We start from the raw sequence: 26,437 nt of genomic DNA on the forward strand, positions 1-26,437 counted from the left end.
GCTAGGCGGAGTTGGATGAGGGGTGGCGGATCGTTGATCCGCGCGATCCAGCGGATCGCTGACCCCCTCTCCCAGCTTCGACTAGGCAGCACGCTGCCAAGTCTGCGCATCCCTCTCCCTCAGGGGGAGAGGGTAGAATACGCCCGCCCTCGATAACCTAACTAGCTTCGGCGGCCGGTTGGGTGGCGGACATGCGGACCTAGGCACCAACCACCAAGCTTGCGCCACCGCTTCCCGCCATTGCGAATTCGCCGCCACGCCCTAGATCGGCATCATGCCCCTTCATATGACCAAGATCGCCTTTCAGTCCGAGAGCGCCGCCACCTTGCGGGACTGGCTGGAAGGCCATGGGCAGGCCGGAGAGGGTGGCGAGGCGCGGTTGACGACGCGCTATTTGCCCAAGCGGCATGAGGAGATGGCGGGCGGGTCGCTCTATTGGGTACTGGCGCATCAGATCGTCGGGCGCAGTCCGCTGCTCGGGTTCGAGGCGCGGCCGGACGGGCGGCAGTGGATCCGCCTCGCCCCGCGTCTAATCCCCGTCGTGCCAAGGCCCAAGCGCGCCCATCAGGGCTGGCGCTATCTGGCTCACGAGGATGCGCCGCCGGACATGGGAGATGGCGAGGGCGGCGACATGCTGCCCGATCAGCTGGCGGCCGATCTCGGCCGGCTCGGGCTGATCTAGGCCCCCGCTGCTGCCCGCCCTCAGGGGAGCAGCAGGCTCGCATCGCCATAGCTGTAGAAGCGATAACCCTGCGCAATGGCATGGGCATAGGCTGCCTGCATCCGCTCGCGCCCCATCAGCGCGCTGACCAGCATGAACAGGGTCGAGCGGGGCAGGTGAAAATTGGTCATCAGCCCATCAATGGCGCGGAAGCGATAGCCCGGGGTGATGAAAATGCGCGTCTCATCCGCAAACGGCCGGATGATGCCATCTTCCCCGGTGGCGCTTTCGAGGAGGCGCAGGCTGGTCGTGCCGACCGCGATCAGCCGCCCGCCGTTAGCGCGGACCGCATTCAGCCGATCCGCCGTCGCCTGATCGATCCGCCCCCATTCGGCATGCATGCGGTGTTCGTCGGTATCGTCGGCCTTGACCGGCAGGAAGGTGCCGGCGCCGACATGCAGTGTGAGCGTCGCCTGGCCGATCCCCGCATCGGCGAGCGCTGCGACGAGGCCGGGCGTGAAGTGCAGCGCTGCGGTGGGCGCCGCGACGGCACCGGCTTCCTGCGCGAACATCGTCTGATAGTCCTCGCGGTCCTGCTGGTCGGTGGGCCGCTTGCTGGCGATATAGGGAGGCAGGGGCATCTGGCCGGCGCGTTCGAGCAGCAGCTCGACCGGTTCGTCGCCGAGGAAGCTGAGCGTCATGCCGCCATCTGCATCGCGATCGCCGGCTTGTGCCTGCACGCCTTGCGCGAAGGCGATGATGTCGCCGGGCCGCACCCGCTTGGCGTTGCGCACGAAGACCTGCCAGTCGCGCGGGCCGAGGCGCTTGTGCAACGTCACCCCGACCTTCGCCTCCCCCCGTTGTCCCTCCAACTGGGCAGGGATGACGCGCGTATCGTTGAAGACGAGGCAGTCGCCAGCGCGCAGCACGGTCGGCAGATCGCGCACGCCCATGTCGCGCAGGCCCCCGTCCTGGCCTTCGAGCACCAGCATTCGGGCCGCATCGCGGGGCGAGGCCGGTCGCAGGGCAATCCGCTCGGGCGGCAGGTCGAAATCGAAAAGGTCAACGCGCATGGCTGGCGCCCTTAGCGTCTGCGCCGGGCATTGAACAGGTGCCGATCAGCGCGGTGTGGCTGGCCGGCAATCCCTCGCGCGTGTCGGCGCGCTCAGCCTGCTGTGTTGGTGCTGGCGGGTGCGGCGGCCTGCTGATCGCTCTGGATATAGGCGCGCACGATGGTCGTCGGCTGGGCCGGCGGCTCGCCCTTGGCGATCTGGTCGACACCGGCCATGCCATCGATCACCCGGCCCACAACCGTATATTTGTGGTCGAGCTGCATGCGCGGCATCAGCATGATGAAGAACTGGCTGTTGGCGCTGTCATCGCTCTGCGCGCGCGCCATGGAGACGGTGCCGCGCATGTGCGGCAGCCAACTGAACTCCTGCTTGAGATCCGGCAGCGGCGATCCGCCGGTGCCATCGCCCTTGGGGTCGCCGCCCTGCGCCATGAAGCCATCGATCACGCGGTGAAACTTGAGGCCATTGTAGAAGCCTTCCCGCGTCAGCGTCTTGATGCGCTCGACATGGCCGGGGGCCACGTCCGGGCGGAGCAGGATGCGCACGGTGGCGCCGTCCGAGAGGGTCAGCACCCAGGTGTTTTCGGGCGTGACCGGCGTCATCGCGACGAGCGGCTTGTCCGTGGACTTCTCCGCGTCCTCGCGCAGGGCGTCGGCATCCTTTTGCGCGCGGGCCGCCATTTCGGCCTTCGCCAGGGCATCCTGCGCACCGCCGCCCGGCTGGGCCTGCGCGGAATTGGCGCTGGCCAGCATGAGGCCGCAGGCGGCGGCAAGCGCAATGCCGGAGCCAAACAGTCGGGTAACACGCATGTCGTCCATCCTCATTTCACGGCCGAACCGGGCCCGGCCGCCAACTAGCGTCGCATGGCTGAACCAATGATGACCCGTCAAGTCTCGTCTGCTCTGCCGACGTCGACGCTCATGCCGAGCCGGGCCATCACATCGGTGCGAACACCCGGCGAAACGAACTTGCCGATGTCGCCGCCCAGCCCCGCAATTTCCTTCACCAGGCGCGAGGCAATGGGCTGCAGCGCAACGTCCGCCATCAGGAACACCGTCTCGATGCTGGCATCGAGATACTGGTTCATCCCCGCCATCTGATACTCATATTCAAAGTCCGCCACCGCGCGCAGGCCGCGCAGGATCAGCGAGGCCCCGACCGAGCGGGCATAATCGATCAGCAGCGAATCGAAGGGCCGCACGTCGATCTCCGCATCGATTCCCGCGCATTCCCGCCGGATCATCGCCAGCCGCTCGTCCAGCGTGAACAAAGGCGACTTGCTGGGATTGGTCGTCACGCCGATCACCAGCCTGTCGACCAGCTTCGATCCGCGCCGGATGATGTCCATATGGCCGAGCGTGATAGGGTCGAAGGTTCCCGGATAAAGGCCGATGCGGTGAACCATGTGCGCGTCCTTAATAGCTGCGGCTGATCGCGAAATCGGCAATGTCGCGCAGCAGATCGGCTTCCTCGCCAAAATCGCGCAGATGGTCCTTGGCCTGCGCCACCAGTAGGGAGGCCTGCTGCCGGGCCTTCTCCACGCCCATCAGCGAGGCAAAGGTTGCCTTGCCGGCGGCGGCGTCCTTGCCCACGGCCTTGCCGGTGACGGCGGCATCCCCTTCGATGTCGAGCAGATCGTCGGCGATCTGGAAGGCGAGGCCGACATCATGCGCATAGCCGCGCAGGCTCGTGCGTCGCTCCTCGGGGATCCGCGCGAAAATGGCGCCGGCTTCCAGGCAGAAGATAATGAGCGCGCCGGTCTTGAGCAATTGCAGTCGCGTGATCGCCGGCAGATCGAACTGCGTCGTTTCAGCGACGAGGTCCATCATCTGCCCGCCGGCCATGCCTGCCGGACCGCTGGCCAAGGCCAGGCTGGCGATCAGTTCGCAGCGCACGGTCGCATCGGCATGGGTGCGCTCGTCCGCCAGCACGGCGAAGGCGAGATCGTGCAGGCAGTCGCCGGCGAGGATCGCCGTCGCCTCATCGAAGGCGCGATGAGCCGTCGGCTTGCCGCGCCGCATATCGTCATTGTCCATCGCGGGCAGATCGTCGTGGATCAGCGAATAGACGTGGATGCACTCGACGGCGAGGCCGGCGCGCACCGCGCTTTCCCAGCCGATGTTGAAGAGGTCGCAGCTTGCCTTCACCAGCAGCGGGCGCAGGCGCTTGCCGCCGCCGATGGCGCTATAGCGCATCGCTTCATAAAGCCGGGCGCGCTGGTCCTCCGGCACCGGCAGCAGCCGGTCGAACTGCACGTCGATCGCTTGCGCAATCTCCGTCAGGGCGGTTTCGAGCCGGGTTCCGGCGTCCTCGCGCATCAGCGGATCATTCACTGGGATAAGGGGCCGTCCGGGCGGCGGACCCATCGGCGCTCGCCGTGATCTGCTCGATCCGGGCCTGCGCGGCATCGAGCCGCTTCTGGCATTGCAGCCGCAGATCCTCGCCCTCGCGATAGAGGGTGATGGACTGGTCCAGCGGCACGTCGCCGCGCTCCAGTTGCTGGACAATCGCCTCCAGGCGCTTGAGCGCGTCCTCGAAGCTGAGGGTGCCGCTATCGGTCTCGTCTGCCATGCCCATGCATTGACCCGGCTCCCCCACAGGGTCAAGCGTGCTCTCAGCGCTACCCCGAAAAATGGCGTATTGTCACGCAAATCAAGTTGACCTCGCCGGAGCGAATCGCAATAGCCGCGATGCTATGAAAACCCTCACATACCCCTCAATCGCGCTTTGCGCGGCCGCGCTCGCCTTGTCTGCGTGCAAGTCCGAGCCTGAAACCTTCAACACTGGCACGAATGACCCAATGGCTGCGGAACTGGCTAATGCCGGTAACGTCGCTCTGCCTCCCATGCTCCGTGCCAGCACCACCTATCGCTGCAAGGACAATAGCCTGATCTTCGTCGACTTCATGACAGACGATGTGACGGCGAACCTGCGCACCGAACGTGGCGGCCCGATCACCGGTCTCAAGGCACCGGAAGCCAGCCAGCCCTTCGTTTCCGCCGATGGCGCGACGAAGCTGGAAGGCGCCGGCGAGACGGTCACGTATAACGGTCAGGCCTGCAAGGCGGGCTGACCGGCTGATCTTGGTTCAACCGCACGGTCCGCCCTGGCGGGCCGATGCTCAAAGAATGGCCGACCCGAGAGGGTCGGCCTTTTTCGTTACGAGGGCCGATCGGGCGGTTGTGCCCGCCCGCTGGCGGCGATAAAGGCCGCTCATGTCGACCAGCACCACCCCAAGCGCCTCAGGCATCACCCCCGAAATCGTCGCCGAACACGGTTTCACGCCCGAGGAATATGAGCGCGTTGTCAACGCCATCGGCCGCGAGCCGAATATCACGGAGCTCGGCATCTTCTCGGTGATGTGGAGCGAGCACTGCTCGTACAAGTCCAGCCGCATCCACCTGAAGAAGTTGCCGACCGAGGCGCCCTGGGTGATCTGCGGCCCTGGCGAGAATGCCGGTGTCATCGACATTGGCGATGGGCAGGCGGCCATCTTCAAGATGGAGAGCCATAACCACCCGAGCTACATCGAGCCCTATCAGGGCGCGGCGACGGGTGTCGGCGGCATCCTGCGCGATGTGTTCACAATGGGCGCGCGCCCCATCGCGAACATGAACGCGCTGCGCTTCGGGCGTCCGGATCATCCGCGCATGAAGCACCTTATCTCCGGCGTGGTGCGGGGCATTGGCGGTTACGGCAATTGCGTGGGCGTGCCGACGGTCGGTGGCGAGACCAATTTCCATGCCGCTTATGATGGCAACATCCTCGTCAATGCGATGACGGTGGGCGTTGCGGAGACAGACAAGATCTTCTATTCCGCTGCCTCCGGCGTCGGCAATCCGATCGTCTATGTCGGCTCCAAGACCGGGCGCGACGGCATCCACGGCGCGACCATGGCCTCGGCCGATTTCGGCGAGGATTCCGAAGAGAAGCGCCCCACCGTTCAGGTTGGCGATCCGTTCACCGAAAAGCTGCTGATTGAGGCGTGCCTCGAACTCATGGCCTCTGACGCCATCGTCGCGATTCAGGACATGGGCGCGGCAGGCTTGACCAGCTCGTCGGTGGAAATGGCGTCCAAGGGTGGCGTCGGCATCCGGCTGGACATGGACAAGGTGCCGCAGCGCGAAACCGGCATGACCGCCTATGAGATGATGCTCTCGGAGAGCCAGGAGCGGATGCTCATGGTGCTCAAGCCCGGCAAGGAGGCATTTGCCGAGGCGATCTTCCACAAATGGGAGCTGGATTTCGCGGTCATCGGCGAAGTGACCGATACGGGCCGGATGGTGCTGGTCCACCATGGCGAGACGGTGTGCGACATCCCGCTCGGCCCGCTGGCCGACGACGCCCCGCTCTATGATCGCCCGCATGTGCCGACCCCGCCGCTCGCGCCGCTCGCCAGCGCGCCGGATAGCAAGGACCCGGCAGCCGATCTGCTCGCGCTGATGGGCTCGCCTGATCTCGCGTCGCGCCGCTGGATCTGGGAGCAATATGACCACATGGTCGGCGCCGACACCGCGCAGGCGCCCGGTGGTGACGCTGCCGTCGTGCGCGTGCATGGCACCAAGAAGGCGCTGGCGATGAGCACCGACTGCACGCCGCGTTATTGCTACGCCGATCCGGTGCAGGGCGGTCGCCAGGCGGTGGTCGAGACGTGGCGGAACATCACGGCAGTGGGCGGCCAGCCGCTCGCCATCACCAACTGCCTCAACTTCGCCAATCCGCAGCGGCCGGAGATCATGGGCCAGATCGTTGGCTGTCTCGAGGGCATGAGCGAGGCCTGCCGGGCGCTCGATTATCCCATCGTGTCGGGCAACGTCTCGCTCTACAATGAGTCGAAGGCGACGGGCGGCGGCAGCGCGATCCTGCCCACGCCGGCGATCGGCGGGGTCGGCCTGCTCCCGGATGTCGAGCGGATGTGCACCATCGCGTTCAAGGACGTGGGCGACATCATCTTCCTCGTCGGTGAGCGCACCGGATCGCTCGGCCAGTCACTCTGGCTGCGGCAGGTCCATGGGCTGGAAGGCCGTGATGCGGGGCCGCCGCCGCCGGTCGATCTCGCCACCGAGCGCCGGACCGGCGATTTCGTGCGCGAGGCCATTCGCTGCGGCGCCATCACGGCCTGTCACGACGTGTCGGATGGCGGCGTCGCCGTCGCGGTGACGGAGATGGCGCTTGCCGGCGGCATCGGCGCGATCCTCGATCAGCCGCTGGCCGGCACGACGGCGGAAACCTATTTCGCCGAGGATCAGGGCCTGTATGTCGTGACTGTGCGCGATGCGGCGCTGGTCGAGATGCTCAGCCATGCCGAGGCGCGCGGCGTCACGGTCGCGCGGCTGGGTCGCACCATTGCCAATCGCATCATCTTCGAGCTGCCGGAGAGCGATCACTCGGTCGCGCTGGCCGATCTGCGCACCGCGCATGAAGGCTTCTTCCCGGCCCTGATGGACGCCTGACCGGCGCCCGTCGGTGCCGGCTCAGGGCACCATGCGGCCGGGTCAGGGCACCATGCGGAAAGTGTATTCGTAGCCGCTCTGCGGGGCACCGGTGATGCCTACAATCTTGACGGTGTAGGTCGTGTTGGCCTGCAGGCCTGTCACGCGCCACTCGATGTTGTTCGGCACCCCATATCCGTCATTGTCATACTTCACGTTGGTGACAGGCAGGCTCGTGCCACCGCTGCTGACCGTGATGATGGCGCCGCTAAAGCCGACGTTTCCGTTGGCGCCATAGGCCCCGGTCTTGTTGGCGAGCACGGTGAATGAGAGAATGTCGCTCGCGCCGAAGTAACGCTGCGGATAATTGCCCTGTGGATAGGCGATGAAATCGGGCAGGCTGCTCGGGGCTGGTGCCGCGACGCTGGTGCTGAAACCAAATACCTTCATCGTCGCGCCATCTGCGCGTTCGCCCGAAGGCAGCTGATAAACCGACCGCCCGTAGGCGATCTGACCGAGGAACGGGTTCAGGATCCAGCGACGGTGGCCGATCGAGAGGCTATTGCGCTCCGTCATCCACCCCGCCAGCAGATCGTCTTCGGTCCGCCATGGCAATGACCCCCATCCGCCGATGAGATTGCCCGAGGCAGCGGCGTCGCGACCTGCGGTCGTATAGCATGTCCATGTGGGTGGAGGATTGTGGTCGAGCGTCCTGTTCGCGGCCATCATGAGCGAGGAATCGTCGACGCCCTGATTGGCGGACGCAGCGTAAACGACGGCGGGAAGCCCATGCAGCGCGCGCACCGCATTCACTTTGGCCAGCATGTCCATCCGCACGCTCGTCTTGAGCACGCCGGTGTTGCACGAGGCGACATTCGGCTGGGTGTCGTAGAGCGCGGCCGCCGCCGCCGTCCAACTTGTCGGCGTTGGGGTGGGGGTCGGCGTCGGCGTAGGACTTGGCGTGGGTGTGGGCGCCGGGGTTGGCGCTGGCGTGGGGGTTGGTGTCGGCGCGACCGTGATTGGCGTCGATCCGCCACCGCCACTGCCACTGTCACTGCCACCGCAGCCGGCCAGCGAAAGGGCCAGCAGGCTTGAGGCGAGCCCCATCCATATCCGCTGTCCGCGCGGCACGTCCGACCTGTTGAGGATATCTGCAGCCCGCATCTTGTCCGTCCGTTCCCAGCTTTGCCACGGCTTTTGGCACCGTGTCGTTCTGGCGCAGGCTAGGCGCGGAACTATGGCAAAACTCTAAACGGGGCTGCGGTTCGTCGGGCGGCAGAAACGCTGCATCGCTTTCAGTCGCGGCGGAGAATATATTCCTCGTCGCGGTGGTCACCGACATGGAACAGATAATCGCCGACCTTGTGGAAGCCGGCGGCCGCGTAGACTGCCTGCGCCCGGTCATTGCCGGACCAGACGCCCAGCCAGCTTGGCCCCGGATAGCGCTCTGCAAGCCAATCCAGCGCGCTTTTCAGCAAGGCGCCTCCCAACCCGTACCCTTGATGGCCGCGACGGACGTAGAGTTGATAGAGTTCGCCGGAGTGCGCGGTGACCTCGGGGTGCGGCAGCTTGCTCGGCCCGGCATGGGCGTAGGCGACCAGCTCTCCGGCAACCGTAGAGCACACCCAGCTGGCGTGGGTCGGGTCTGCCAGTTCGCGGGCGACGGCCTGCGCGCCATAGGCCTCGATTTCGAACCGGGCGAGGTCATCGGGCGGATAGGGGACCGCGAAGTCCTCCAGAAAGGTCTCGCGAAAGCAGGTAAGCTTCAGCCTCGCCAGGGCTTCGGCATCCTCGGCTACTGCCCTGCGCAGGGTCGGTCGATCAGTCATGCCACAGCCTGCCATAGATGATGTGGTAGTTTGAAGCCCCGCCATCCGCATCGAACCGCGCCATCACGCGGCGGAGCAGAGCGGGCGCGAGGCGGCGATAGGCGGGCTGCGGCACCCGCGCGCCGATGGCGTGGAAATGCCGGGCCAGCGCCAGCCCGCCGAGCGCGGGCAGCGGGACCAGCTCCTCGGCAAGATCGCACTGGCCCAAAGCCTGCGCCATCGCGGCCACCTCATCGCGGCTGGGATAGTCGCGCAGACCGCAGACCAGCCCTTCGCGCGCATGGGCTGCGCGCCAGTCACTGAAGCTCTCGGCGCCCATCGTGGCGAAGCACAGGCTCCCGCCCGGCGCCAAAAGGCCGTGCAGGCGGGCGAGGGCGGCCGGCAAATCCTCGAACCACTGGAAGGCGAGGCTGGAGAGAATGAGGTCGAAGCGCTGGGTGCCCAGATCCGGGCGTTCTCCATCCATCACCAGCAGCCGCGCAGGGCTGCCGGCCTCACGCATCGCCGCAATCATGCCGGGCGCGATGTCGGTGGCGGTGATCGCCGCATTCGGCCAGCGCTCCACAATCAGCCGCGTCAGCAGGCCGGTGCCGCAGCCGATCTCCAGCACGGTTGCCGGATCGCGCGCACCGGTATCGGTGCCGCCCGTCGCAAAGTCGAGCAGGCGCGTGGCGACATGGCGGTGCACGCCGGCATCGCCCTCATAGCGGGGCGCCGCCGCGCCGAATGCGGCGCCGATGCGTGTCTTACAGTCGCTGACCATCGCCGCGCGAATGCACCAGCTTGGGGTGGACGTCACGCCAAAAGGCGATAGAGCAACGACCAATCGAACAAGGCGCCGGCCCGCTCATGCGCCCGGCCCGCAACCAGGACAGCATAGCGCATGGCCGATGAGGGCTTTCGGATCGAGGGACTGGATTTTCTGAGGGGGTGCGCCGTGATGGGCATCCTGCTCGGCAATATCGTGACCTTCGGGCTGCCCTCTGCAGCGGGGTTCAACCCGTTCACGGTGGGGACGCAAGGGCCAGCGGATCTGGCGACCTGGTTCGCGACCTTCCTGCTGGTCGATGGCAAGATGCGTGCGATTTTCGCGATGCTGCTGGGTGCGTCCATCCTGCTGGTGATCGAATCGGCAGAGATGAGCGGGCGGGACGGGCTGCAGGCGCATCGCCGGCGGATGCTGTGGCTGCTGCCCGTTGGTCTTGCGCATTATCTGCTGCTCTGGTCGGGCGATATCCTCGTCCAGCTGGCGCTGTGCGGCCTCATCGCCACCCTGTTCATCCGGTTCGAGACGCTCGGCCTCATCAAGCTCGCGCTGGCCCTGCTGCTGCTCCAGTGGGCGATCAATCTGGTGGCGGTGTGGCCCGCCTTCTCGCTCCGCGCAGCGGCGCGGGCTCCGGGAGCCGCACCGACCATCGTCGAGCATTGGCAGGCCTATGCGGACTCAGCCGGCATGGGCGCGAGCCGGGCGGTTGCCAATGAGATCGCGCTCTATACTGGTGGCTATGCTGGCATTTTTGCCGAGCGGATCGGCGCCGCGCCGCGGGCGGCGCTGAATCAGATTCTCTATTCCTGGCCCGAATGTCTGGCCTTCATCGCGCTCGGCATGGCGATGCTCAAGGGCGGTTTTATGGCGGGCCAGTGGCCGGTCCCCCAATATCGCGCGACATGGCACCGGGCGATGCTGGTCGGGCTGGTGCCGATGGCGGGCCTTGGCATCTGGGTGCTGCTGTCGGGCGATCCGCTCGCGGCGCAGGCGGCCCTGTTCGGCTGGTCGGTGCCGCTGCGTCTGCCCCTGGCCGTCGCTCTGGCCGCGCTGGCGATGGGACTGGCGGCGCAGCATCCGCAAGCGCCGCTGGTTCGAGCCATTGCGACGATTGGCCGGCTGGCCCTCTCCAATTATCTGCTCACCAGCTTGCTGATGACCGCCCTGTTCTACGGTTATGGCGTAGGGCTGTTTGGGGCGCTGACGCGGACGCAGCTTTTTCTGGTGGTCCTGGCGATGTGGGCTGTGATGCTCGCCTGGTCGGTCCTTTGGCGGCGATCGATGGGGCAGGGGCCTGTCGAACGGCTCTGGCGGCTGGCGGCGCGTCGCGGACAGCGTTGAGATAACAAAGGCTCAAAACGCTCTGGCGTCGGCTGAACGCTTGCGGCATAGTTGTGCAATGCAGCATAAACTTGGGTCCCGTTAAACATCGATGCGCAGGCTTCCCCCTCTCACCGCCCTCGAGGCTTTTGTGCAGGTCGCGCGCACCGGCTCGGTAAAGGCCGCAGCGGAGGAACTGGCTCTGTCAGCCCCCGCGCTCAGCCGCCGCATCCAGGCGCTCGAGCGATTTCTGGGCTACAACCTCTTCGAGCGCAAACACCAGCAGCTGGAACTCAATCAGAACGGCCATGCCCTGATCAAGGAGATCGCGCCCGCCCTCGATGCGCTGGGCGCGGCTATCGAGAGTGCTACCGGCGGCGCGCGGACGATGCGGGTGCGGCTGGGCATGTTGCCCTTGTTCGCCAGCCAGCGCCTGTTCCCGCGGCTGGGCGAGCTACACAAGCAGCATCCCGATCTCCATCTGGACGTGGACACCAGCCCCAATGCCATTGCTCGGCTGGGTGAAGGGCTGGACGCGGCCATCGTGCTGGCGCGGGATGTCGATCCCTCGCTATACGGCCGCGAACTGGATCGGGATCTTGTCTACCTCATCGGATCGAAGGCGCTGCTGGAAGGCCCCCGGCCGGTCACGCGCCCTGAGGACATCGCCCGCCAGACCCTGCTGGTTCACCGCGACATGTCGGCGACGTTCGACGTCTGGAAGGAAGCGGTCGGCCTGCCGAATCTGACGCCGGCGTCGATCGACTATTATGATTCGGGTGCGCTGATGCTGGAGGCTGCGGCGCAGGGACTCGGCATCGCCGCGATGCATGGGCGCCATTTCAAGGAAGCGCATGACCCCCGGATCGTGCGGCTGTTCGATTATCATGTCGAAAGCCCCTATCGCTATTTCTTCGTCTGCCGCCCGAAAGCCATGGAAAAGCGCGCGGTGCGCATGTTCCACGACTGGGTGATCAACGCCGAGATCTGACCGGGCCGGGCCGTCATCGGTCTGCGCTGTCGACGATTTGTAAACGCTGCCACCCTTATGGCGTGCCTTCGCTCGAACGGGCAGAAGGTCGCACACGCACATGCCGAAGGTTCTGACAGTCGATGACAGTCGCAGCATGCGGGCGTTGCTGCGCATGACGCTGACCGGCGGCGGCTATGAGGTGGTCGAGGCCGAGGATGGCCAGGCCGCGCTCGACTGGCTGGAGGCCAATGAGGCCGATCTGGTCATCACGGACATCAACATGCCCCGGCTCGATGGCTTCGGCTTCATCGAGACGTTGCGGGCGCAGGGCCGGCGCCATGTCGATCGGCCGGTGCTGGTGCTCACCACTGAATATAGCGAGGAAAAGCGCGCCCGCGCCCGGGAAGTCGGCGCGACGGGCTGGCTGGTCAAGCCGTTCGATCCGGAGCGTCTTCTCGCGGCCGTGCGGCATGTGACGCTCTGACCAGCCAGTCCCTGTGCTTTTCAGGACGAGCGGCGCACAAAGCCGATCCATCACCCCCATCTTGCCTCTTCCCAGCGCCCCCACGGCGCACTAGTGAGACGGTTCCGTGACAAGCGAGCGAGGGGCGATGGCGAGCAAGAGTTCCGCACTGACCGATCGTCGGTCAAGCGCCGGGGATTATCTGAAATTCCTTCACGCCTGGCTGCGCAAACCGCGCCAGACGGCCTCCATCGTGCCGAGCAGCCCGCATCTTGGCCGGCTGATGGCCTCGCAGATCGACCCGCAAGGCGGCCTCGTCATGGAGTTCGGCGGCGGCACGGGCGCGCTCACCCGGCAGATTTTGGCGACCGGCCTGCCGCGCACGCATCTGGAAGTGGTCGAGATCAATCCCGGTTTTGCGCGCAACCTGCGGCGCGATTTTGCGGGCGTTTCGATCATCGAGGCGCCGGCTCAGGCCGTGCTCGGCCAATGCACGGGCGGCGAGGGTGCCTATCAGTGCGTGATCAGCGGTTTGCCGCTGCTGGCGATGAGCAAGACTCTGCAGAGCGCGATCGTCAGCGAGGCCTTCCGGCTGCTGCGCCCGGGTGGCGCGTTCATCCAGTTCACTTATTCGCCGCGCCCGCCGCTGGCCGAGTCGGTCGCCGATGCGCTCGATCTGGGCGTGGAGCGGATCGGCACCATCGTGCGCAACGTGCCGCCGGCGACGGTGTTCCGTTACCGCCGCGCCGCGGACATTGCGGCCATGGACAGCGCGCAACTCGCCTTCTGATGTGAGCGGAGACCAGCCCGGTCTTGGTAGGCGCGGGCTTTTCTCCAATGGGCAGTCGCCTTCGCCCTCCGGCCTCGCTAGAATGGACTGATGCAACGCTATGATGTCATCATTCTGGGCGGCGGTCTTGTTGGGCTGACGCTGGCCGTCGCACTCGAACGCCATGGCGTGCGCAGCGCTATTGTCGATCCGGCGGCGCCCGCGCGCGTACCGGCGCAGAGTTTCGATGGACGCACCTCCGCGATTTCCTCGGCGAGCTGGCGCCAGTTCGAGGCCATCGGCATCGCGCCGCGCCTCGCCGGCAAGACCTGCCCGATCGACCGGATCTGGGTGAGCGAAGGGCTGACCGGCGGCGCGCTGGATTTCGCGCCCGATCCCGATGATGGCGCCATGGGCTTCATGGTCGAGAATCGCGAACTGCGGGCCGCGATCGAAGCCACGGCGGACGCGGCTAACATCGTGCGCTTCCAGCCCGACCGGGCCGTGGAGACAGTGCGGGATGCGCATGGCGTGCGCGTGCGGCTGGAAAGCGGCGCCGAGATCGGCGCGAGCCTGCTCGTCGGCGCGGAAGGCCGGGGCAGCCCGACGCGTGCGGCTGCCGGCATCACAGTGGCGAAATGGGATTATCCCCACACCGCGCTGGTCACGGCCATCGAGCATGACGATCCGCACGGCAACACCGCCTATGAAATCTTCTATCCCGGCGGGCCGTTCGCGCTGCTGCCGATGCTGCCGGGCAATCGCTCGGCCATCGTCTGGACGGTGCCGACCAAGCACGCGGCCGCCTATCTCAAGCTCGGCGAGCACGCCTGGCTGGCGGAGGCGGAAAAGCGGATGGGGAATTTCCTCGGCCGCATTCGCCTTGCCGCACCCATGCAGAGCTACCCGCTCGGCTATCACCGCGCCGCCCGGATCATCGATGAGCGGCTGGCTTTGGTTGGCGATGCTGCCCACGGCATCCATCCGATCGCCGGCCAGGGGGTCAACCTTGGCTATCGTGACGTCGCGGCGCTCACGCAGGTGATCGTGGAAGGCATGCGCACCGGCATGGAGCCGGGCGATGCGCAACTGCTCGCCCGCTACCAGCGCTGGCGGGCGCTGGATGCGCTGAGCGTAACGATCATGATGGATGGCCTCGTCCGCCTGTTCGATGTGCCGGGCCGGCCGGTCTCGGCAATCCGTCGGCTGGGCTTGTCCGCCGTGCAGAAGCTCGGCCCCCTCAAGGATCGGTTCATGGCGGAAGCGCGCGGCGAAAGCGGCAGCCGGCCCAAATTGCTGCTGGGCGATCTGGTCTGACCGCCTGACAGCTTTTTGCATTTCAGTCGCAATTCAGCCCGTCACCTTCAAAGCTTTGTTTACCACAGCCGGCTAGAAGGGCCGCGTTGGAGGAGATCAGGCATGTCTGCCGCGCAAGTGCCGTCTGAGAGTTTTGGTGGGAAGCTGGCCCGGTTGGGCCGCATTCTGGGCATCACGGAAGGTGCGTCGGAGGGCGCGCACGTCGTCGAGGGGGCTCGGCGCGAGGAAGGCAATGCGCATCTTCGCCGCGAGAGCGAGCGGCGCAAGATGATCTACGAAGAAGTCGGCAGCTTTCTCTTCGCCCATGATCTCGATCTGACGCCGCTCAACTTCGGGCTGGCGCTGGATTACATCACCGGCAACGACATCGCCGTGGAAAAGGCGGTCCGCGCGATCCTGATGGAGCGCGGGAAGCTTACCAATGGCGCGGTCGAGCAGATCATCGTCGACCAGCGGGCCGAGGAACTGACCCCTGATACGCTGGCCGACATGCTCAAGAAGGTCGAGGCCAATCTCGATCAGATCACCGGCATTGTCGATCAATCCAGCACCTCCGCCAAGGATTTCGGCGTGGCCTTGCAGAAGCAGGCCGCCTCGCTGGAGCAGTCGGATGCCGGGGAAGCGCTGGGCAATCTCATTCTGCTCACCCGCAGCATGATCGAGAAGACGCGCGAAGTCGAAAGCAAGATGCGTGAGGGGCAGACGCAGACGCGGCTGCTGCAGAAGAACCTGGAGAGCGCCCGCAAGGCGGCCGAGCAGGATCATCTGACCGGCCTGCCGAACCGCCGCGCCTTCGAAAACACGCTGCGTGAGGAAGCCGTCAAGGCGCGCGAAGACGGCGAATCCCTGTGCGTTGCCTTCTGCGATATCGATCATTTCAAGGTCATCAACGATACGCATGGCCATGATGCCGGCGACCGGGTGCTGAAGTTCGTTGCCGGCCTGCTCGCGAAGATCTCCGGCGATAAATGTCATGTCGCGCGTCACGGCGGCGAGGAATTCGTCATGCTCTTCCGGGGGCTGACCGTCGCGGAGGCCGCCAAGGTGGTCGATGACGCGCGCATCGACATGGCGCAGCGCAATCTCGTTGACCGCAAGACCGGCGAACGCATGGACCGCGTAACCTTCTCAGGCGGCGTGGCGGATGTCTTCGGCTACACCGAACCGCGCGATGCGCTCAAGGCTGCGGATCGCGCCCTGTATCTGGCCAAGGAACATGGCCGCAACCGCGTCTATATCGCGGCTGAAACCGAGCACTGAGCGCGGTCAGAAATCCGGCTGATCGTAATATTTAGGCGGCGTCACGATCTCCATCCGCTCGGCGAGCAGCGGGCGGAAGGAGGGGCGTGACTTGATGCCGGCATACCAGCGCTTGGTCTGGCCATGGCCTTCCCAGTCGATGCCGCCGAGATAATCCGCGACGGAGATATGCGCGGCGGCGGCGATATCCGCCAGACTCATCGTTCCGCCGGCCAGCCAACTGCGATGGTCGAGCAGATAATCGAGATAATCCATATGCGTGTTGGCCCGCCGCATCGCCTCGCGCAGCGCCCCGGCATCGGGTGAGGTGCGGGAGACGACCCGCTTGATCATCCGCTCATTGAGCAGCGGCGCCACGACATCGCGGTAGACGATCTGGTCCAGCCAGGCGACGAGCCGGCGCACTTCCGCGCGATCAAGCGCGGAGCCCGCGATCAGCGGAAACTTGTCCACCGTCTCCTCGAAATATTCGCAGATGGCCTGACTGTCCGCCAGAGTCGCATGGCCGTCGTCGGCCACGATCACCGGCGTGGTGCCTGCAGGGTTCAGATCAAGGAATTCATCCCGACCTTCCCAGGGCGATTCGCGCACCGTTTCGTACACGATGCCCTTTTCCGCCATGAGAAAGCGGACCTTGCGCGAGAAGGGACAGAGCGGAAACTGATAGAGATGCCACATGCGCGGCTCTTAAATCGCCAGCGAGGCCGATCATAGCTGAAACTTGCGCTGCTGGAACCAATGGCGGCGAGGGGACTTGTTCCAGAGACAGCATCCCCCACGGCGGAGTGCCCGAGAAGGCGAGATCTGATAAGGGACAGGACCATGAACACCAGCACACGCACATGGGGGTTTATCGGCGCCGTCTTGTTGGCGGGCGGAACCGGCGGCGTGGTGCTCGGCAATTTCGTCACGGCAAATGGGGCGGGCCGCCCTACCGGTGCAGACGAACTGGCGGCTTATTGGAGCGAGGCCGGCGCCGAGGAAACGTCTTCGTCCTTAGAGGATCGCGCCTATGCAAGCGCAGCGATGCGTGATGGGCCATCCAGCTACCATTGTGAAGGATGCGATGCGGGGCTGAACCGCCACCGGGATTATCTGGAACCGATGCCCGCGGACTATGCGCCGTTGCCGCCTTATGAGGCGGTCGACTTGCAGGAGCCGACGCGACCAGTCCCGGCGGAACGTGTTTCTGTCTCGCCGCCCTCAGCGCCCTTGCGCGTGCAGGAGCCGGCTCCGGCGAAGGTTGCCGCGCGTCTCGCTGCCGCGCCTGTCATCGCCGCGCCGCTTCTGCAGGAATGATTGGAACCCACCGCTGAGGCGCGTCGCCGCGCTTCTCAGTCGCCCTGCGCCAAGAAAAACCCCCGGCGTGACCACCGGGGGTCTTGTCTTTATTCCGCCGCGACGACCTCTTGCTTGTCGGACAGCGGCTGCTTGAGGCGGCTGAGCATTTCCTTCGGGCAAACCTGCCAGAAGTGATCGCGGTTGCGCTCCCAGCTGTGCAGGATGGACTTGGCCCAGTCGCTGTCCGTGCGCGCGACATGCTCCTCGACCAGATCCTTCAGCACGCCTTCCCAATGGGCGCTGTCCAGCCGCTGCCAGACGATGCTCTCGGCATTGGCATGGGCCGGGAAGGTGCGGCTCTCATCATAGATGAAGGCCATGCCGCCGGTCATGCCCGCGCCGAAATTGGCGCCGACCTTGCCGAGGATCACGGCGGTGCCGCCGGTCATATATTCGCAGCCATTGGCGCCGCAGCCCTCGACGACGACCTGCGCGCCGGAGTTGCGGACCGCGAAGCGCTCGCCGGCCTGACCGGCTGCGAACAGCTTGCCGGCGGTGGAACCGTAGAGCACCGTGTTGCCGATGATCGTGTTCTCCTGGCTCGCCAGCGGGCTGGAGACCATCGGCCGCACGGCGATGATGCCGCCCGAGAGACCCTTGCCGACATAGTCATTGGCATCGCCGAATACTTCCAGCGTGATGCCCTTGCACAGGAAGGCGCCCAGCGACTGGCCGGCCGTGCCGCGCAGACGGACATGGACGTGCCCATCCTGCAGGGTCGACATGCCGAACTTCTTGGTGATCAGCGCCGAGAAGCGCGTGCCCACGGCGCGGTGCGTGTTGCGCACCGTGTAGGTGAGCTGCATCTTCTCGCCACGCTCGAACACCGCCTGCGCGTCCGCGATCATCTGCGCATCGAGGCTGTCCGGCACTTCGTTGCGCCAGGTCGGCAGGTTGAAGCGGCGCTTGTCGTCGTCCGCATCCACCTTCGCAAGGATCGGGTTGAGGTCCAGATCGTCCAGATGCTCGGCGCCGCGGCTGACCTGCTTGAGCAGTTCTGTACGGCCGATCACCTCATCCAGGCTGCGATAGCCCAGACGCGCCAGGATCTCGCGCACTTCCTCGGCGATGAAGGTCATCAGGTTGATGACCTTTTCCGGCGTGCCCGTGAACTTGGCGCGCAGGCGCTCGTCCTGCACGCACACGCCCACCGGGCAGGTGTTCGAGTGGCACTGGCGGACCATGATGCAGCCCATGGCGACGAGGCTCAGCGTCCCGATGCCGAATTCCTCGGCGCCCAGGATCGCCGCGATCACGATGTCGCGGCCGGTCTTGAGACCGCCGTCGGTGCGCAGCTTCACCTTGTGGCGCAGGCCGTTGAGCGTGAGCACCTGATTGGTCTCAGCCAGGCCCATTTCCCACGGCAGACCGGCAAACTTGATGCTGGTCTGCGGCGAGGCACCGGTGCCCCCGACATTGCCGGACACGAGGATGACGTCGGCATGCGCCTTGGCGACACCCGCCGCGACCGTGCCGATGCCCGCCTGGCTCACCAGCTTCACGCAGACCCGCGCGCGCGGGTTGATCTGCTTGAGGTCGTAGATGAGCTGGGCCAGGTCCTCGATCGAGTAGATGTCGTGATGCGGCGGCGGCGAGATCAGCGTCACGCCGGGCGTCGAGTGGCGCAGCTTGGCGATGAACTCGGTCACCTTGAAGCCGGGCAACTGGCCGCCTTCGCCGGGCTTGGCGCCCTGCGCGACCTTGATCTCGATCTCCTCGCAAGCGCCCAGATATTCGGCGTGAACGCCAAAACGGCCCGAGGCGATCTGCTTGATGCTCGAATTGGCGTTGTCGCCATTCTCATAGGGCTGGAAGCGCGAGCGATCCTCGCCGCCCTCGCCGGAAACGGCCTTGGCGCCGATCCGGTTCATGGCGATGGCCAGCGTCTCATGCGCCTCGGGTGAGAGCGCGCCCAACGACATGCCGGGGGTGACGAAGCGCTTGCGGATTTCGGTGATCGCCTCGACCTCGTCGATCGGCACGGCCTGATCGGGATAGTTGAACTCCAACAGATCGCGCAGATAGACCGGCGGCAGCTCCGAGACGCCCCGCGAGAACTGCAGGTAGGTCGAGTAGCTGTCCGTGTTCACGGAGGTTTGCAACAGGTGCATGAGCTGCGCCGAATAGGCATGGGCATCGCCGCCCGCCCGGTGACGGTAGAAACCGCCGATCGGCAGCGTGGCGACGGCCTTGCTGAACGCCGCCTCATGGCGGACGAGCGCGTTATACTGCAGCGAGGCATAGCCCTCGCCGGAGATCTTCGAGGGCATGTTCGGGAACAGATCGTTCACGATGGCGCGCGAAAGACCCACTGCCTCGAAGTTGTAACCGCCGCGATAGCTGGAGATCACCGCGATGCCCATCTTGCTCATGATCTTGAGCAGGCCCTCGTTGATCGCCGTGCGGAAGTTCTCCAGGCACGCCGCCAGGCTGCGGTCGCCCAGCAGACCGCGCGCATGGCGGTCGGCGATGCAGGCTTCGGCGAGATAGGCGTTCACCGCCGTGGCGCCCACGCCGATCAGAACCGCGAAATAATGCGTGTCCAGACATTCGGCGGTGCGCACGTTGATCGAAGCATAGGAGCGCAGGCCCTTGCGGACGAGATGGGTGTGAACCGCCGCCGCCGCGAGGATCATGGCGATGCCGACGCGATCCGGCCCGATGGCTTCATCGGAGAGGAACAGCTCGGTCTGGCCGGCGCGCACGGCGATTTCCGCCTCGTCGCGAATGCGGTTGATGGCGGCGCGCAGGGCATCCGGCGGACCATCGGCCGGGAAGGTGCAGTCGATCTCTGCCACCGTCTTGCCGAAATAGCGCTTCAGCCGCGACCAGTCGTCGCACAGCAGCACTGGCGATTCCAGGATCATCACCTCGCTGTTCTGGCGGTCTTCCTCCAGAATGTTGGCGAGGTTCGAATAGCGCGTCTTCAGGCTCATCACATGCCGCTCACGCAGCGAGTCGATGGGCGGGTTTGTGACCTGACTGAAATTCTGACGGAAGAAGTGGCTGATCGTGCGCGGCTTCTCGGTGATCACCGCGAGGGGTGCGTCGTCGCCCATCGAGCCGACCGCTTCCTTGCCATCCTCGGCCATGGGGCTGAGGATCAGCTCCATGTCCTCCATGGTGAGGTTGGCGGCGACCTGACGGCGCGCCAGCTCGGCGCGGTCCCACTGAGGGCGCGCGTCATTGGCGGCGGCGGGGAGGTCGTCCGCCGTGCGGAAGCCCTTCACATAATCCGCATAGGGCCGCTCGCCGGCAATCCGGTCCTTGATGGCACGGTCGTCATAGACCTGACCAGCATCGAGATCGACGGCGATCATCTGGCCGGGGCCGAGGCGGCCCTTCTTGACCACCGTTGTCTCCGGCACCACGACCATGCCGGTTTCCGAGCCGACGATCAGCAGATTGTCGGAGGTGAGCGTGTAGCGCAGCGGACGCAGAGCATTGCGGTCCATGCCGGCCACGGCCCAGCGGCCGTCGGTCATGGCGAGCGCGGCCGGGCCATCCCACGGCTCCATCACGGAGGCGAGATAGTTGTACATGTTCTGGTGGGCCTGCGGCACATCGTCATTGTGCTGCCATGCCTCGGGCACGAGCATGATCTTCGCGGTCGGCGCATCACGGCCGGCGCGGCACAGCGTCTCGAACACGGCGTCCAGCGCGGCAGTGTCGGACGCACCCGCCGGGATCACCGGCTTGATGTCGCCGGACTGCTCGCCAAAGGCCAGCGCCGCCATCTTGATCTCGTGGCTCTTCATCCAGTTCTTGTTGCCGCGGATCGTGTTGATCTCGCCATTATGGGCCAGCGAGCGGAAGGGCTGGGCAAGCCACCACTGCGGGAAGGTGTTGGTGGAGTAACGCTGGTGGAAGATCGCCACGCGGCTCTCGAACCGCTCGTCGGTGAGGTCCGGATAGAAGACCGAGAGCGACTCCGCGAGGAACAGGCCCTTGTAGATGATCGACTGGCACGAGAGCGAGCAGACGTAGAAGTCGTTGATCTGCGCCTCGATCACCTTCTTCTCGATGCGGCGACGCACGAGATAGAGATCGCGCTCGAACTCGGCGACGTCCTGCTCCTCGGGCATCGGGCCTGAGATGAGGATCTGCTCGATCTCGGGGCGGGTGCGCTGCGCCTTCTCGCCGATGACGGAGACATCGACGGGCACCTGCCGCCAGCCATAGATGCGGTAGCCCGCCTGGATGATCTCGGCCTCGACCAGCGTGCGGCAGGTCTCCTGCGCGCCCAGGTCCGTGCGCGGCAGGAAGATCATGCCAACGGCAAGGCGGTTGGGCAGCGGCTTGTGGCCGGAGGCGGAAATGGCATCGTCGAAGAAGCGCACCGGCAGATCGACATGGATGCCGGCACCGTCGCCGGTCTTGCCATCGGCATCGACAGCACCGCGGTGCCACACGGCCTTGAGCGCATCGATGGCGCTCTCGACCACACGGCGCGAGGCCTTGCCATCCGTCGCCGCGACGAGGCCGACGCCACAGGCGTCCCCCTCGAATTCAGGGCGATACATGCCCTCACGGGCGATCCGGTCGCGTTCGGTTTCAGGAACCATGGTGGTTGTTCTTTCAACTGCGGAGTTGCGATTGATCTCAGTCATGCGGCGACCGCCTGCTCCTTGGGCGTCCGCGCACGCAGATAGCTGTGCATATGGTCAGCCACGTCGCGCCCATCGCGGATGGCCCAGACGACGAGGCTGGCGCCGCGCACGATGTCGCCGGCGGCGAACACGCCATCGACGCTGGTCATCATGTTGCGATGGTCGACACGCAGCGTGCCCCAGCGGGTGACGGCGAGGCCGGGCTCGCCGAACAGCACCGGCAGATCCTCTGGGTCATAGCCCAGCGCCTTGATGACGAGATCCGCCGGGATGCTGGTCTCGCTGCCCGGCTCCGGCTCCGGCGCGCGGCGGCCGGAAGCGTCCGGCTGGCCGAGGCGCATGCGCGTCATCTTGACGCCGGTGACCTTCTCCGTGCCTTCGAAGGCGACAGGTGCGGAGAGCCAGACGAACTCGACGCCTTCTTCCTCGGCATTCTGCACTTCGCGCTGCGAGCCGGGCATGTTCTCCCGATCGCGGCGGTAGAGGCAGCGCACCGACTTGGCGCCCTGGCGGATGGAGGTGCGCACGCAGTCCATGGCAGTATCGCCGCCGCCGATCACCACGACATCCTTGCCGGTGGCGAGCAGCGAGCCATCCTCATGCGCGGGGACATGATCGCCAAAGCCGGCCTTGTTGGAGGCGGTGAGGAAATCGAGCGCCTTGACCACGCCGGTGGTCCCGACGCCGGGCGCCTTGATGTCGCGCGCCTTGTAGACGCCGGTTGCGATCAGGATCGCGTCATGCCGCTCGCGCAGCTCGGCCAGCGAGGCGTCCTTGCCGACCTCGAAGCCCATGTGGAACTGGATGCCGGCATCCTCCAGCCGCTTGACGCGGCGCATGACGACCTCTTTCTCCAGCTTGAAGCCGGGGATGCCATAGGTCAGCAGGCCGCCGGCGCGATCGTGCCGATCGTAGACATGCACCTCATGCCCCGCCGCGCGCAGATATTCCGCCGTGGTGAGGCCACCGGGGCCAGCGCCGATGATGCCGACCGAGAAGCCGGTCGCCTTGCCGACCTGCACCGGCTCGACCCAGCCTTCTTCCCAGGCGGTATCGGTGATGAACTTCTCGACCGAGCCGATGGTGACGGCGCCATGGCCGGAAAATTCGATGACGCAATTGCCCTCGCACAGCCGGTCCTGCGGGCAGATGCGGCCGCAGATCTCGGGCATGGTGGAGGTCATGTTGGAGAGCTCATAGGCCTCGCGCAGCCGACCTTCCGCGGTCAGGCGCAGCCAGTCCGGGATGTGGTTGTGCAGCGGGCAGTGGACCGAGCAATAGGGCACGCCGCACTGCGAGCAGCGCGCGGCCTGATCCTCGGCCTTGGGCGTTTCGAACCCGTCCGAAATCTCATGGAAGTCATGCGCGCGTTCGTTCGCGGACCGCTTCTCCGGATAGGATTGCGGGCGAATGACGAATTTGAGCATCGGATTCTCGGCCATGGGCGGGGTCCTTCCTTTCGGCGCCGCACATAGGGACGACAATCGCGGAAGTCACGCGTTTCTCAACATTAAGGTCAGTGTCGCTGACCTATAATGTGGCGCAAGGCCATTTTTTAGGGTTTGGACAGGCTATCGAAACCCCTTATAGGTCCGATCCGGTCCTACCGCATCAAAAGGGCGATCAGCGCAATCGACCCGGCTATGATTCGGTACCAGGCAAAAGGCTTGAAACCGTAGCGGGTCACGACGGCGACAAAGCCCTTTACGACGAAGAGCGCAGTAAGGAACGCCATGCCGAAACCGATGGCGATCATCCCCAGATCATCGGCGTTGAGCAGCGCGCGATCTTTCCAGAGCGCATAGACGGTCGCTGCGAGCATCGTGGGGACGGCGAGGAAGAAGCTGTATTCCGCCGCCGTCTTGCGGTCGACGCCCATGGTCAGCGCGCCCAAAATGGTCGCGCCGGACCGGCTCACGCCCGGGATCATCGCGATGCACTGCACCAGGCCGATGCCGAGTGCGGTGGTAAACGGCATGGTTTCTACCGACTTGACCCGCACGGTCTTCACCATCCGCTCCAGGATCAGCATCAGAATGCCGCCGATGATGAGGGCGACCGCAACGATCATAGGGGTCTGGATGGCGGCGCGCACCGCTTCATAAGCGAGAACCCCGATGACCAGCGCCGGCGCAAAGCCGAGGAACACGTTGCGCGTGAAGGCGATATCGTCCGGCCGGCCCTTCAGCAGGCCCGTGCCCACGCCCCAGAAGCGCTGCCAATAGACAGCCATCACAGCGAGAATGGCACCGAACTGGATGGCGATCTTGAACGTCACGGACGATTCGCCGGTAAAGCCCAGCAACTCGCTCGCCAGAATGAGGTGGCCGGTCGAGGAGACGGGCAGAAACTCGGTCAGCCCTTCCAATATGCCCAGCAGAATGGCGGTGAAGACGTTGCTATCCATGCGGGCGCAATCCTTGAAACGAGGCGGGTGTCTGACGCGGGCGGGCAGGGGCGCGCCGCGAGCGCCAGTGCCCCCAACGGATGGTCGTCAGGCCCGTGCCGTGACGCCGAACCGCCCTTGCTTGCGATATTGCTCCAGCCATGCCGGCGCAATCGCTGCCATCGGGGCAGGGGTGATGCCGAAACGCTCGAAGCCCGCTGCGCCCGGCGCAACGACATTGTCGCTCAGCAGCATCTCGAACTGGTCGCGCGTGATCGGCGCGCCGGGTGCCCAGCCGGTCAGCATGGCCAGTGCCTTGGCGACACCGTCGGGGATGGGCAGGAAGCTGCACGGGCGACCGATCTCGGCCGCGATCCAGCTGTTGATCTGGCGCAGGGAGAGCGTGTCTGGGCCGCCCAGCTCATAGGTCTGACCGGCGTGATCTTCGGGTTGCGTCGCGGCCTGCGCGATGGCGCGGGCGACATCGACCACATGCACCGGCTGAAAGCGCGTTTCGCCGCGGATCACCGGGACGATCTGGCCGGGCAGGGTCGATCCCGAGGCGATCAGGCGGGCAAAGCGGTTGGTGAACTGGTCGTCCTGCCCGAACAGGATCGAGGGCCGCACGATGGTCGCGCGCGGGAAGGCGTTGCGGACTGCCGCCTCGCCCTCGGCCTTGGTCCGCCCATAGGCAGATGAACTGGCAGCGTCTGCGCCGATGGCGGAGACGTGAACCAGCGCCTCAAGGCGCGCCGCCGCCGCGGCCTCGGATATGGTCTGTGCGCCCACCACATGCGCGGCGTGCATATCGCCGGTCAGCAGGCCGACGAAGTTGACTGCGGCGGATGCGCCCGTGAGGGCCGCGGCGACCTGATCGGCGCGGGTGATGTCCACAGCCGCGAACTGGATCTGGCCCATGCCGCCCAGCGTGCGCAGCGCAAAGGCCTGACGCGGATCGCGCTGGGCGATGCGCAGGCGATAGCCCTTCGCCAGCAGCTCCTGCGCCATGTGGCGGCCGACGAAACCACCACCCCCAAACAACACAATCGGCTTGTCCGTCGCTATCATGACTCTGTTCCGTCGTCCTTGCCCCAAGGGCCTGTCTGTCCGCGTTTGCGGTTCTCCTCTCCCTTGCATCAGGCCGTCATCCAAAACAACCGGGTGGATGCGCGACTCGACAAACGGCGGCGCAAATCGCGAGCGACGAGCGCATCATCCGGGCGAATGACGCCATATGGGGTCGAATATGGCGTGGCCCGCAAAAATAATTTCGCCGGCTTATTTCGCCCATGCAGCGTAAGAATAAGTTGCACATAAATGCACAACGCACCGGTGATCTCGGCTGTCCGCTGTCTAGTCCGGGCCGGCATCGTCGAGACCGCCGGTGGGCACGGCTAGGGTCAAGGCAACGCGACCGACTTTGCAGGGTGATTCAGGTATCGGTCGATTACGGGCGTAAACTTTTGAACGTAAGCCACAATATGCCGAAATTTGACTTGATGGCGGATGATCGCACCGCGCGTGGTTGGAACGTGGCCGCGATTTTGCGCTATCCATCGAACAACGCCGCTGGCGCGACTTCCGCGAGCGGAGCGCCACGCGAAAACTTGTCTCCTGGCGTACTGCGACATTGCAAGGGGCGCATGGCTTTCCTGCCGTGCAACATCAAAAAATGGCTGATTTCTGCGGCGCAGCGACGATTTTGCCTTGTCCGTGAACGCCCGCAGACCTATCTGGACGGCAAGCGCACTCAAGAACGCTGGACAGGTTCAGGAACGCTCCTTGAGAGCGTCACGGGCCTGACTTCATCAAGAGTTACCGAAAAGAAAAATTGAGTTTGCAGGAGTAACAGACATGAAAATCGTTGCCGCCGCCCTCGTCGCGGCTGGTCTGCTCGTCGGTTCGAGCGCCGGATTCGCCAAGCCCCGTGAAAATGTCGAAGTGCGCGTCTCCACGGATGGCGTGAACTTCGCCGACGCCGAGAGCGTCGATCAGTTTCGCGGTCGCGTCGCTCGCGAAATCGCTGCTGCCTGCAACCCGGGCAACCGCGTGAATGCCGATCTGGCGCCGGACTTCAAGTGCCGCAAGTCGATGAAGCAGGTCAGCGAGACCCGCATCGCGCAGCTGTCCAACAGCAATGCGCGCATGGCGACCATGGACTGATCCATCACGATCTCATCGTCCTTGAGCGGCGCGCCCTCGGTCATCGAGTGGCGCGCCGTTTGCGTTTGGGGGGT

At 65.4% G+C, this 26,437-nt stretch carries 25 protein-coding genes; 12 read left to right on the forward strand and 13 right to left on the reverse strand.

What is annotated here, in order from left to right:
- Positions 1-274 precede the first annotated feature (274 nt).
- The gene (locus M2336_RS07095; protein WP_264592749.1) at positions 275-682 is read left to right on the forward strand and encodes a DUF1489 family protein; all 408 of its coding nucleotides are present in this window, start codon (positions 275-277) and stop codon (positions 680-682) included.
- Positions 683-702: 20 nt separating this feature from the next.
- Here the strand turns inward: M2336_RS07095 and queA are convergent, their stop codons facing one another.
- The 5 genes from queA to M2336_RS07120 form a co-directional block, all read right to left on the reverse strand.
- Positions 703-1,734 carry a tRNA preQ1(34) S-adenosylmethionine ribosyltransferase-isomerase QueA gene (gene queA, locus M2336_RS07100; protein WP_264592750.1) on the reverse strand — a complete coding sequence of 344 codons (1,032 nt, stop codon included), beginning with the start codon at positions 1,732-1,734 and terminating at the stop codon, positions 703-705.
- A 92-nt stretch (positions 1,735-1,826) separates the two neighbouring features.
- Positions 1,827-2,543: a peptidylprolyl isomerase gene (locus M2336_RS07105; protein WP_264592751.1), complete on the reverse strand. Its 717-nt coding sequence runs from the start codon at positions 2,541-2,543 to the stop codon at positions 1,827-1,829.
- A 77-nt stretch (positions 2,544-2,620) separates the two neighbouring features.
- Positions 2,621-3,139 carry a pantetheine-phosphate adenylyltransferase gene (gene coaD, locus M2336_RS07110; protein ID WP_264592752.1) on the reverse strand — a complete coding sequence of 173 codons (519 nt, stop codon included), beginning with the start codon at positions 3,137-3,139 and terminating at the stop codon, positions 2,621-2,623.
- A gap of 10 nt (positions 3,140-3,149) precedes the next feature.
- Positions 3,150-4,052: a polyprenyl synthetase family protein gene (locus M2336_RS07115; RefSeq protein WP_264574468.1), complete on the reverse strand. Its 903-nt coding sequence runs from the start codon at positions 4,050-4,052 to the stop codon at positions 3,150-3,152.
- A gap of 7 nt (positions 4,053-4,059) precedes the next feature.
- Complete coding sequence (locus M2336_RS07120) at positions 4,060-4,305, reverse strand: exodeoxyribonuclease VII small subunit (protein ID WP_181558732.1); 246 nt, start codon at positions 4,303-4,305, stop codon at positions 4,060-4,062.
- A gap of 124 nt (positions 4,306-4,429) precedes the next feature.
- Here M2336_RS07120 and M2336_RS07125 point away from each other — a divergent pair, with 124 nt between their 5' ends.
- Positions 4,430-4,807 (forward strand): hypothetical protein, encoded by a 378-nt coding sequence (locus tag M2336_RS07125; protein ID WP_264592753.1) that lies wholly within the window; start codon positions 4,430-4,432, stop codon positions 4,805-4,807.
- A gap of 142 nt (positions 4,808-4,949) precedes the next feature.
- Positions 4,950-7,187 (forward strand): phosphoribosylformylglycinamidine synthase subunit PurL, encoded by a 2,238-nt coding sequence (gene purL, locus M2336_RS07130; protein WP_264572051.1) that lies wholly within the window; start codon positions 4,950-4,952, stop codon positions 7,185-7,187.
- Between the two features lie 42 nt (positions 7,188-7,229).
- Here the strand turns inward: purL and M2336_RS07135 are convergent, their stop codons facing one another.
- The 3 genes from M2336_RS07135 to M2336_RS07145 all read right to left on the reverse strand — a co-directional run bounded on the left by M2336_RS07135 (position 7,230) and on the right by M2336_RS07145 (position 9,794).
- A complete protein-coding gene (locus tag M2336_RS07135) occupies positions 7,230-8,330 on the reverse strand; it encodes a CAP domain-containing protein (RefSeq protein WP_264592754.1) in 1,101 nt (366 codons plus the stop codon).
- Positions 8,331-8,461: 131 nt separating this feature from the next.
- Positions 8,462-8,995, reverse strand: coding sequence for a GNAT family N-acetyltransferase (locus M2336_RS07140; RefSeq protein WP_264574470.1), 534 nt, complete (start codon positions 8,993-8,995; stop codon positions 8,462-8,464).
- Positions 8,988-9,794, reverse strand: coding sequence for a methyltransferase domain-containing protein (locus tag M2336_RS07145; RefSeq protein ID WP_264574471.1), 807 nt, complete (start codon positions 9,792-9,794; stop codon positions 8,988-8,990). Before M2336_RS07145 ends, M2336_RS07140 begins: the two co-directional genes overlap by 8 nt.
- An 84-nt stretch (positions 9,795-9,878) precedes the next feature.
- Between M2336_RS07145 and M2336_RS07150 the strand changes: the two genes are divergently transcribed.
- From M2336_RS07150 to M2336_RS07175, 6 genes are all read left to right on the forward strand, one after another.
- Positions 9,879-11,102, forward strand: a complete 1,224-nt coding sequence (locus tag M2336_RS07150) for a DUF418 domain-containing protein (RefSeq protein ID WP_264574472.1) — start codon at positions 9,879-9,881, stop codon at positions 11,100-11,102.
- A gap of 91 nt (positions 11,103-11,193) precedes the next feature.
- Positions 11,194-12,072 carry a LysR substrate-binding domain-containing protein gene (locus tag M2336_RS07155; protein ID WP_264574473.1) on the forward strand — a complete coding sequence of 293 codons (879 nt, stop codon included), beginning with the start codon at positions 11,194-11,196 and terminating at the stop codon, positions 12,070-12,072.
- 100 nt (positions 12,073-12,172) lie between these two features.
- Positions 12,173-12,538: a response regulator gene (locus tag M2336_RS07160; RefSeq protein ID WP_264574474.1), complete on the forward strand. Its 366-nt coding sequence runs from the start codon at positions 12,173-12,175 to the stop codon at positions 12,536-12,538.
- A 127-nt stretch (positions 12,539-12,665) separates the two neighbouring features.
- The gene (locus tag M2336_RS07165; RefSeq protein ID WP_181558740.1) at positions 12,666-13,307 is read left to right on the forward strand and encodes a class I SAM-dependent methyltransferase; all 642 of its coding nucleotides are present in this window, start codon (positions 12,666-12,668) and stop codon (positions 13,305-13,307) included.
- Positions 13,308-13,397: 90 nt separating this feature from the next.
- Positions 13,398-14,603: an FAD-dependent monooxygenase gene (locus tag M2336_RS07170; protein WP_264574475.1), complete on the forward strand. Its 1,206-nt coding sequence runs from the start codon at positions 13,398-13,400 to the stop codon at positions 14,601-14,603.
- 102 nt (positions 14,604-14,705) lie between these two features.
- The gene (locus M2336_RS07175; protein WP_264574476.1) at positions 14,706-15,863 is read left to right on the forward strand and encodes a sensor domain-containing diguanylate cyclase; all 1,158 of its coding nucleotides are present in this window, start codon (positions 14,706-14,708) and stop codon (positions 15,861-15,863) included.
- A 6-nt stretch (positions 15,864-15,869) separates the two neighbouring features.
- Here the strand turns inward: M2336_RS07175 and M2336_RS07180 are convergent, their stop codons facing one another.
- Positions 15,870-16,541, reverse strand: coding sequence for a glutathione S-transferase family protein (locus M2336_RS07180; RefSeq protein WP_181558743.1), 672 nt, complete (start codon positions 16,539-16,541; stop codon positions 15,870-15,872).
- Positions 16,542-16,685: 144 nt separating this feature from the next.
- Between M2336_RS07180 and M2336_RS07185 the strand changes: the two genes are divergently transcribed.
- Positions 16,686-17,162 carry a hypothetical protein gene (locus M2336_RS07185; RefSeq protein WP_264592755.1) on the forward strand — a complete coding sequence of 159 codons (477 nt, stop codon included), beginning with the start codon at positions 16,686-16,688 and terminating at the stop codon, positions 17,160-17,162.
- An 89-nt stretch (positions 17,163-17,251) separates the two neighbouring features.
- Here the strand turns inward: M2336_RS07185 and gltB are convergent, their stop codons facing one another.
- The 4 genes from gltB to M2336_RS07205 all read right to left on the reverse strand — a co-directional run bounded on the left by gltB (position 17,252) and on the right by M2336_RS07205 (position 25,268).
- Positions 17,252-21,769 carry a glutamate synthase large subunit gene (gene gltB / locus M2336_RS07190; protein ID WP_264592756.1) on the reverse strand — a complete coding sequence of 1,506 codons (4,518 nt, stop codon included), beginning with the start codon at positions 21,767-21,769 and terminating at the stop codon, positions 17,252-17,254.
- Between the two features lie 41 nt (positions 21,770-21,810).
- Positions 21,811-23,256 (reverse strand): NAD(P)-dependent oxidoreductase, encoded by a 1,446-nt coding sequence (locus M2336_RS07195; RefSeq protein WP_264592757.1) that lies wholly within the window; start codon positions 23,254-23,256, stop codon positions 21,811-21,813.
- Positions 23,257-23,417: 161 nt separating this feature from the next.
- The gene (locus M2336_RS07200; protein ID WP_264574480.1) at positions 23,418-24,221 is read right to left on the reverse strand and encodes an undecaprenyl-diphosphate phosphatase; all 804 of its coding nucleotides are present in this window, start codon (positions 24,219-24,221) and stop codon (positions 23,418-23,420) included.
- Positions 24,222-24,308: 87 nt separating this feature from the next.
- Complete coding sequence (locus tag M2336_RS07205; protein WP_264592758.1) at positions 24,309-25,268, reverse strand: complex I NDUFA9 subunit family protein; 960 nt, start codon at positions 25,266-25,268, stop codon at positions 24,309-24,311.
- A 413-nt stretch (positions 25,269-25,681) separates the two neighbouring features.
- Here M2336_RS07205 and M2336_RS07210 point away from each other — a divergent pair, with 413 nt between their 5' ends.
- The gene (locus M2336_RS07210) at positions 25,682-26,035 is read left to right on the forward strand and encodes a hypothetical protein (RefSeq protein WP_264592759.1); all 354 of its coding nucleotides are present in this window, start codon (positions 25,682-25,684) and stop codon (positions 26,033-26,035) included.
- Between the two features lie 19 nt (positions 26,036-26,054).
- Positions 26,055-26,363, forward strand: coding sequence for a UrcA family protein (locus M2336_RS07215; RefSeq protein WP_264572066.1), 309 nt, complete (start codon positions 26,055-26,057; stop codon positions 26,361-26,363).
- Positions 26,364-26,437: the final 74 nt, after the last annotated feature.

It is taken from the genome of Sphingobium sp. B1D7B (assembly GCF_025961965.1).
Classification (GTDB): Bacteria; Pseudomonadota; Alphaproteobacteria; order Sphingomonadales; family Sphingomonadaceae; genus Sphingobium.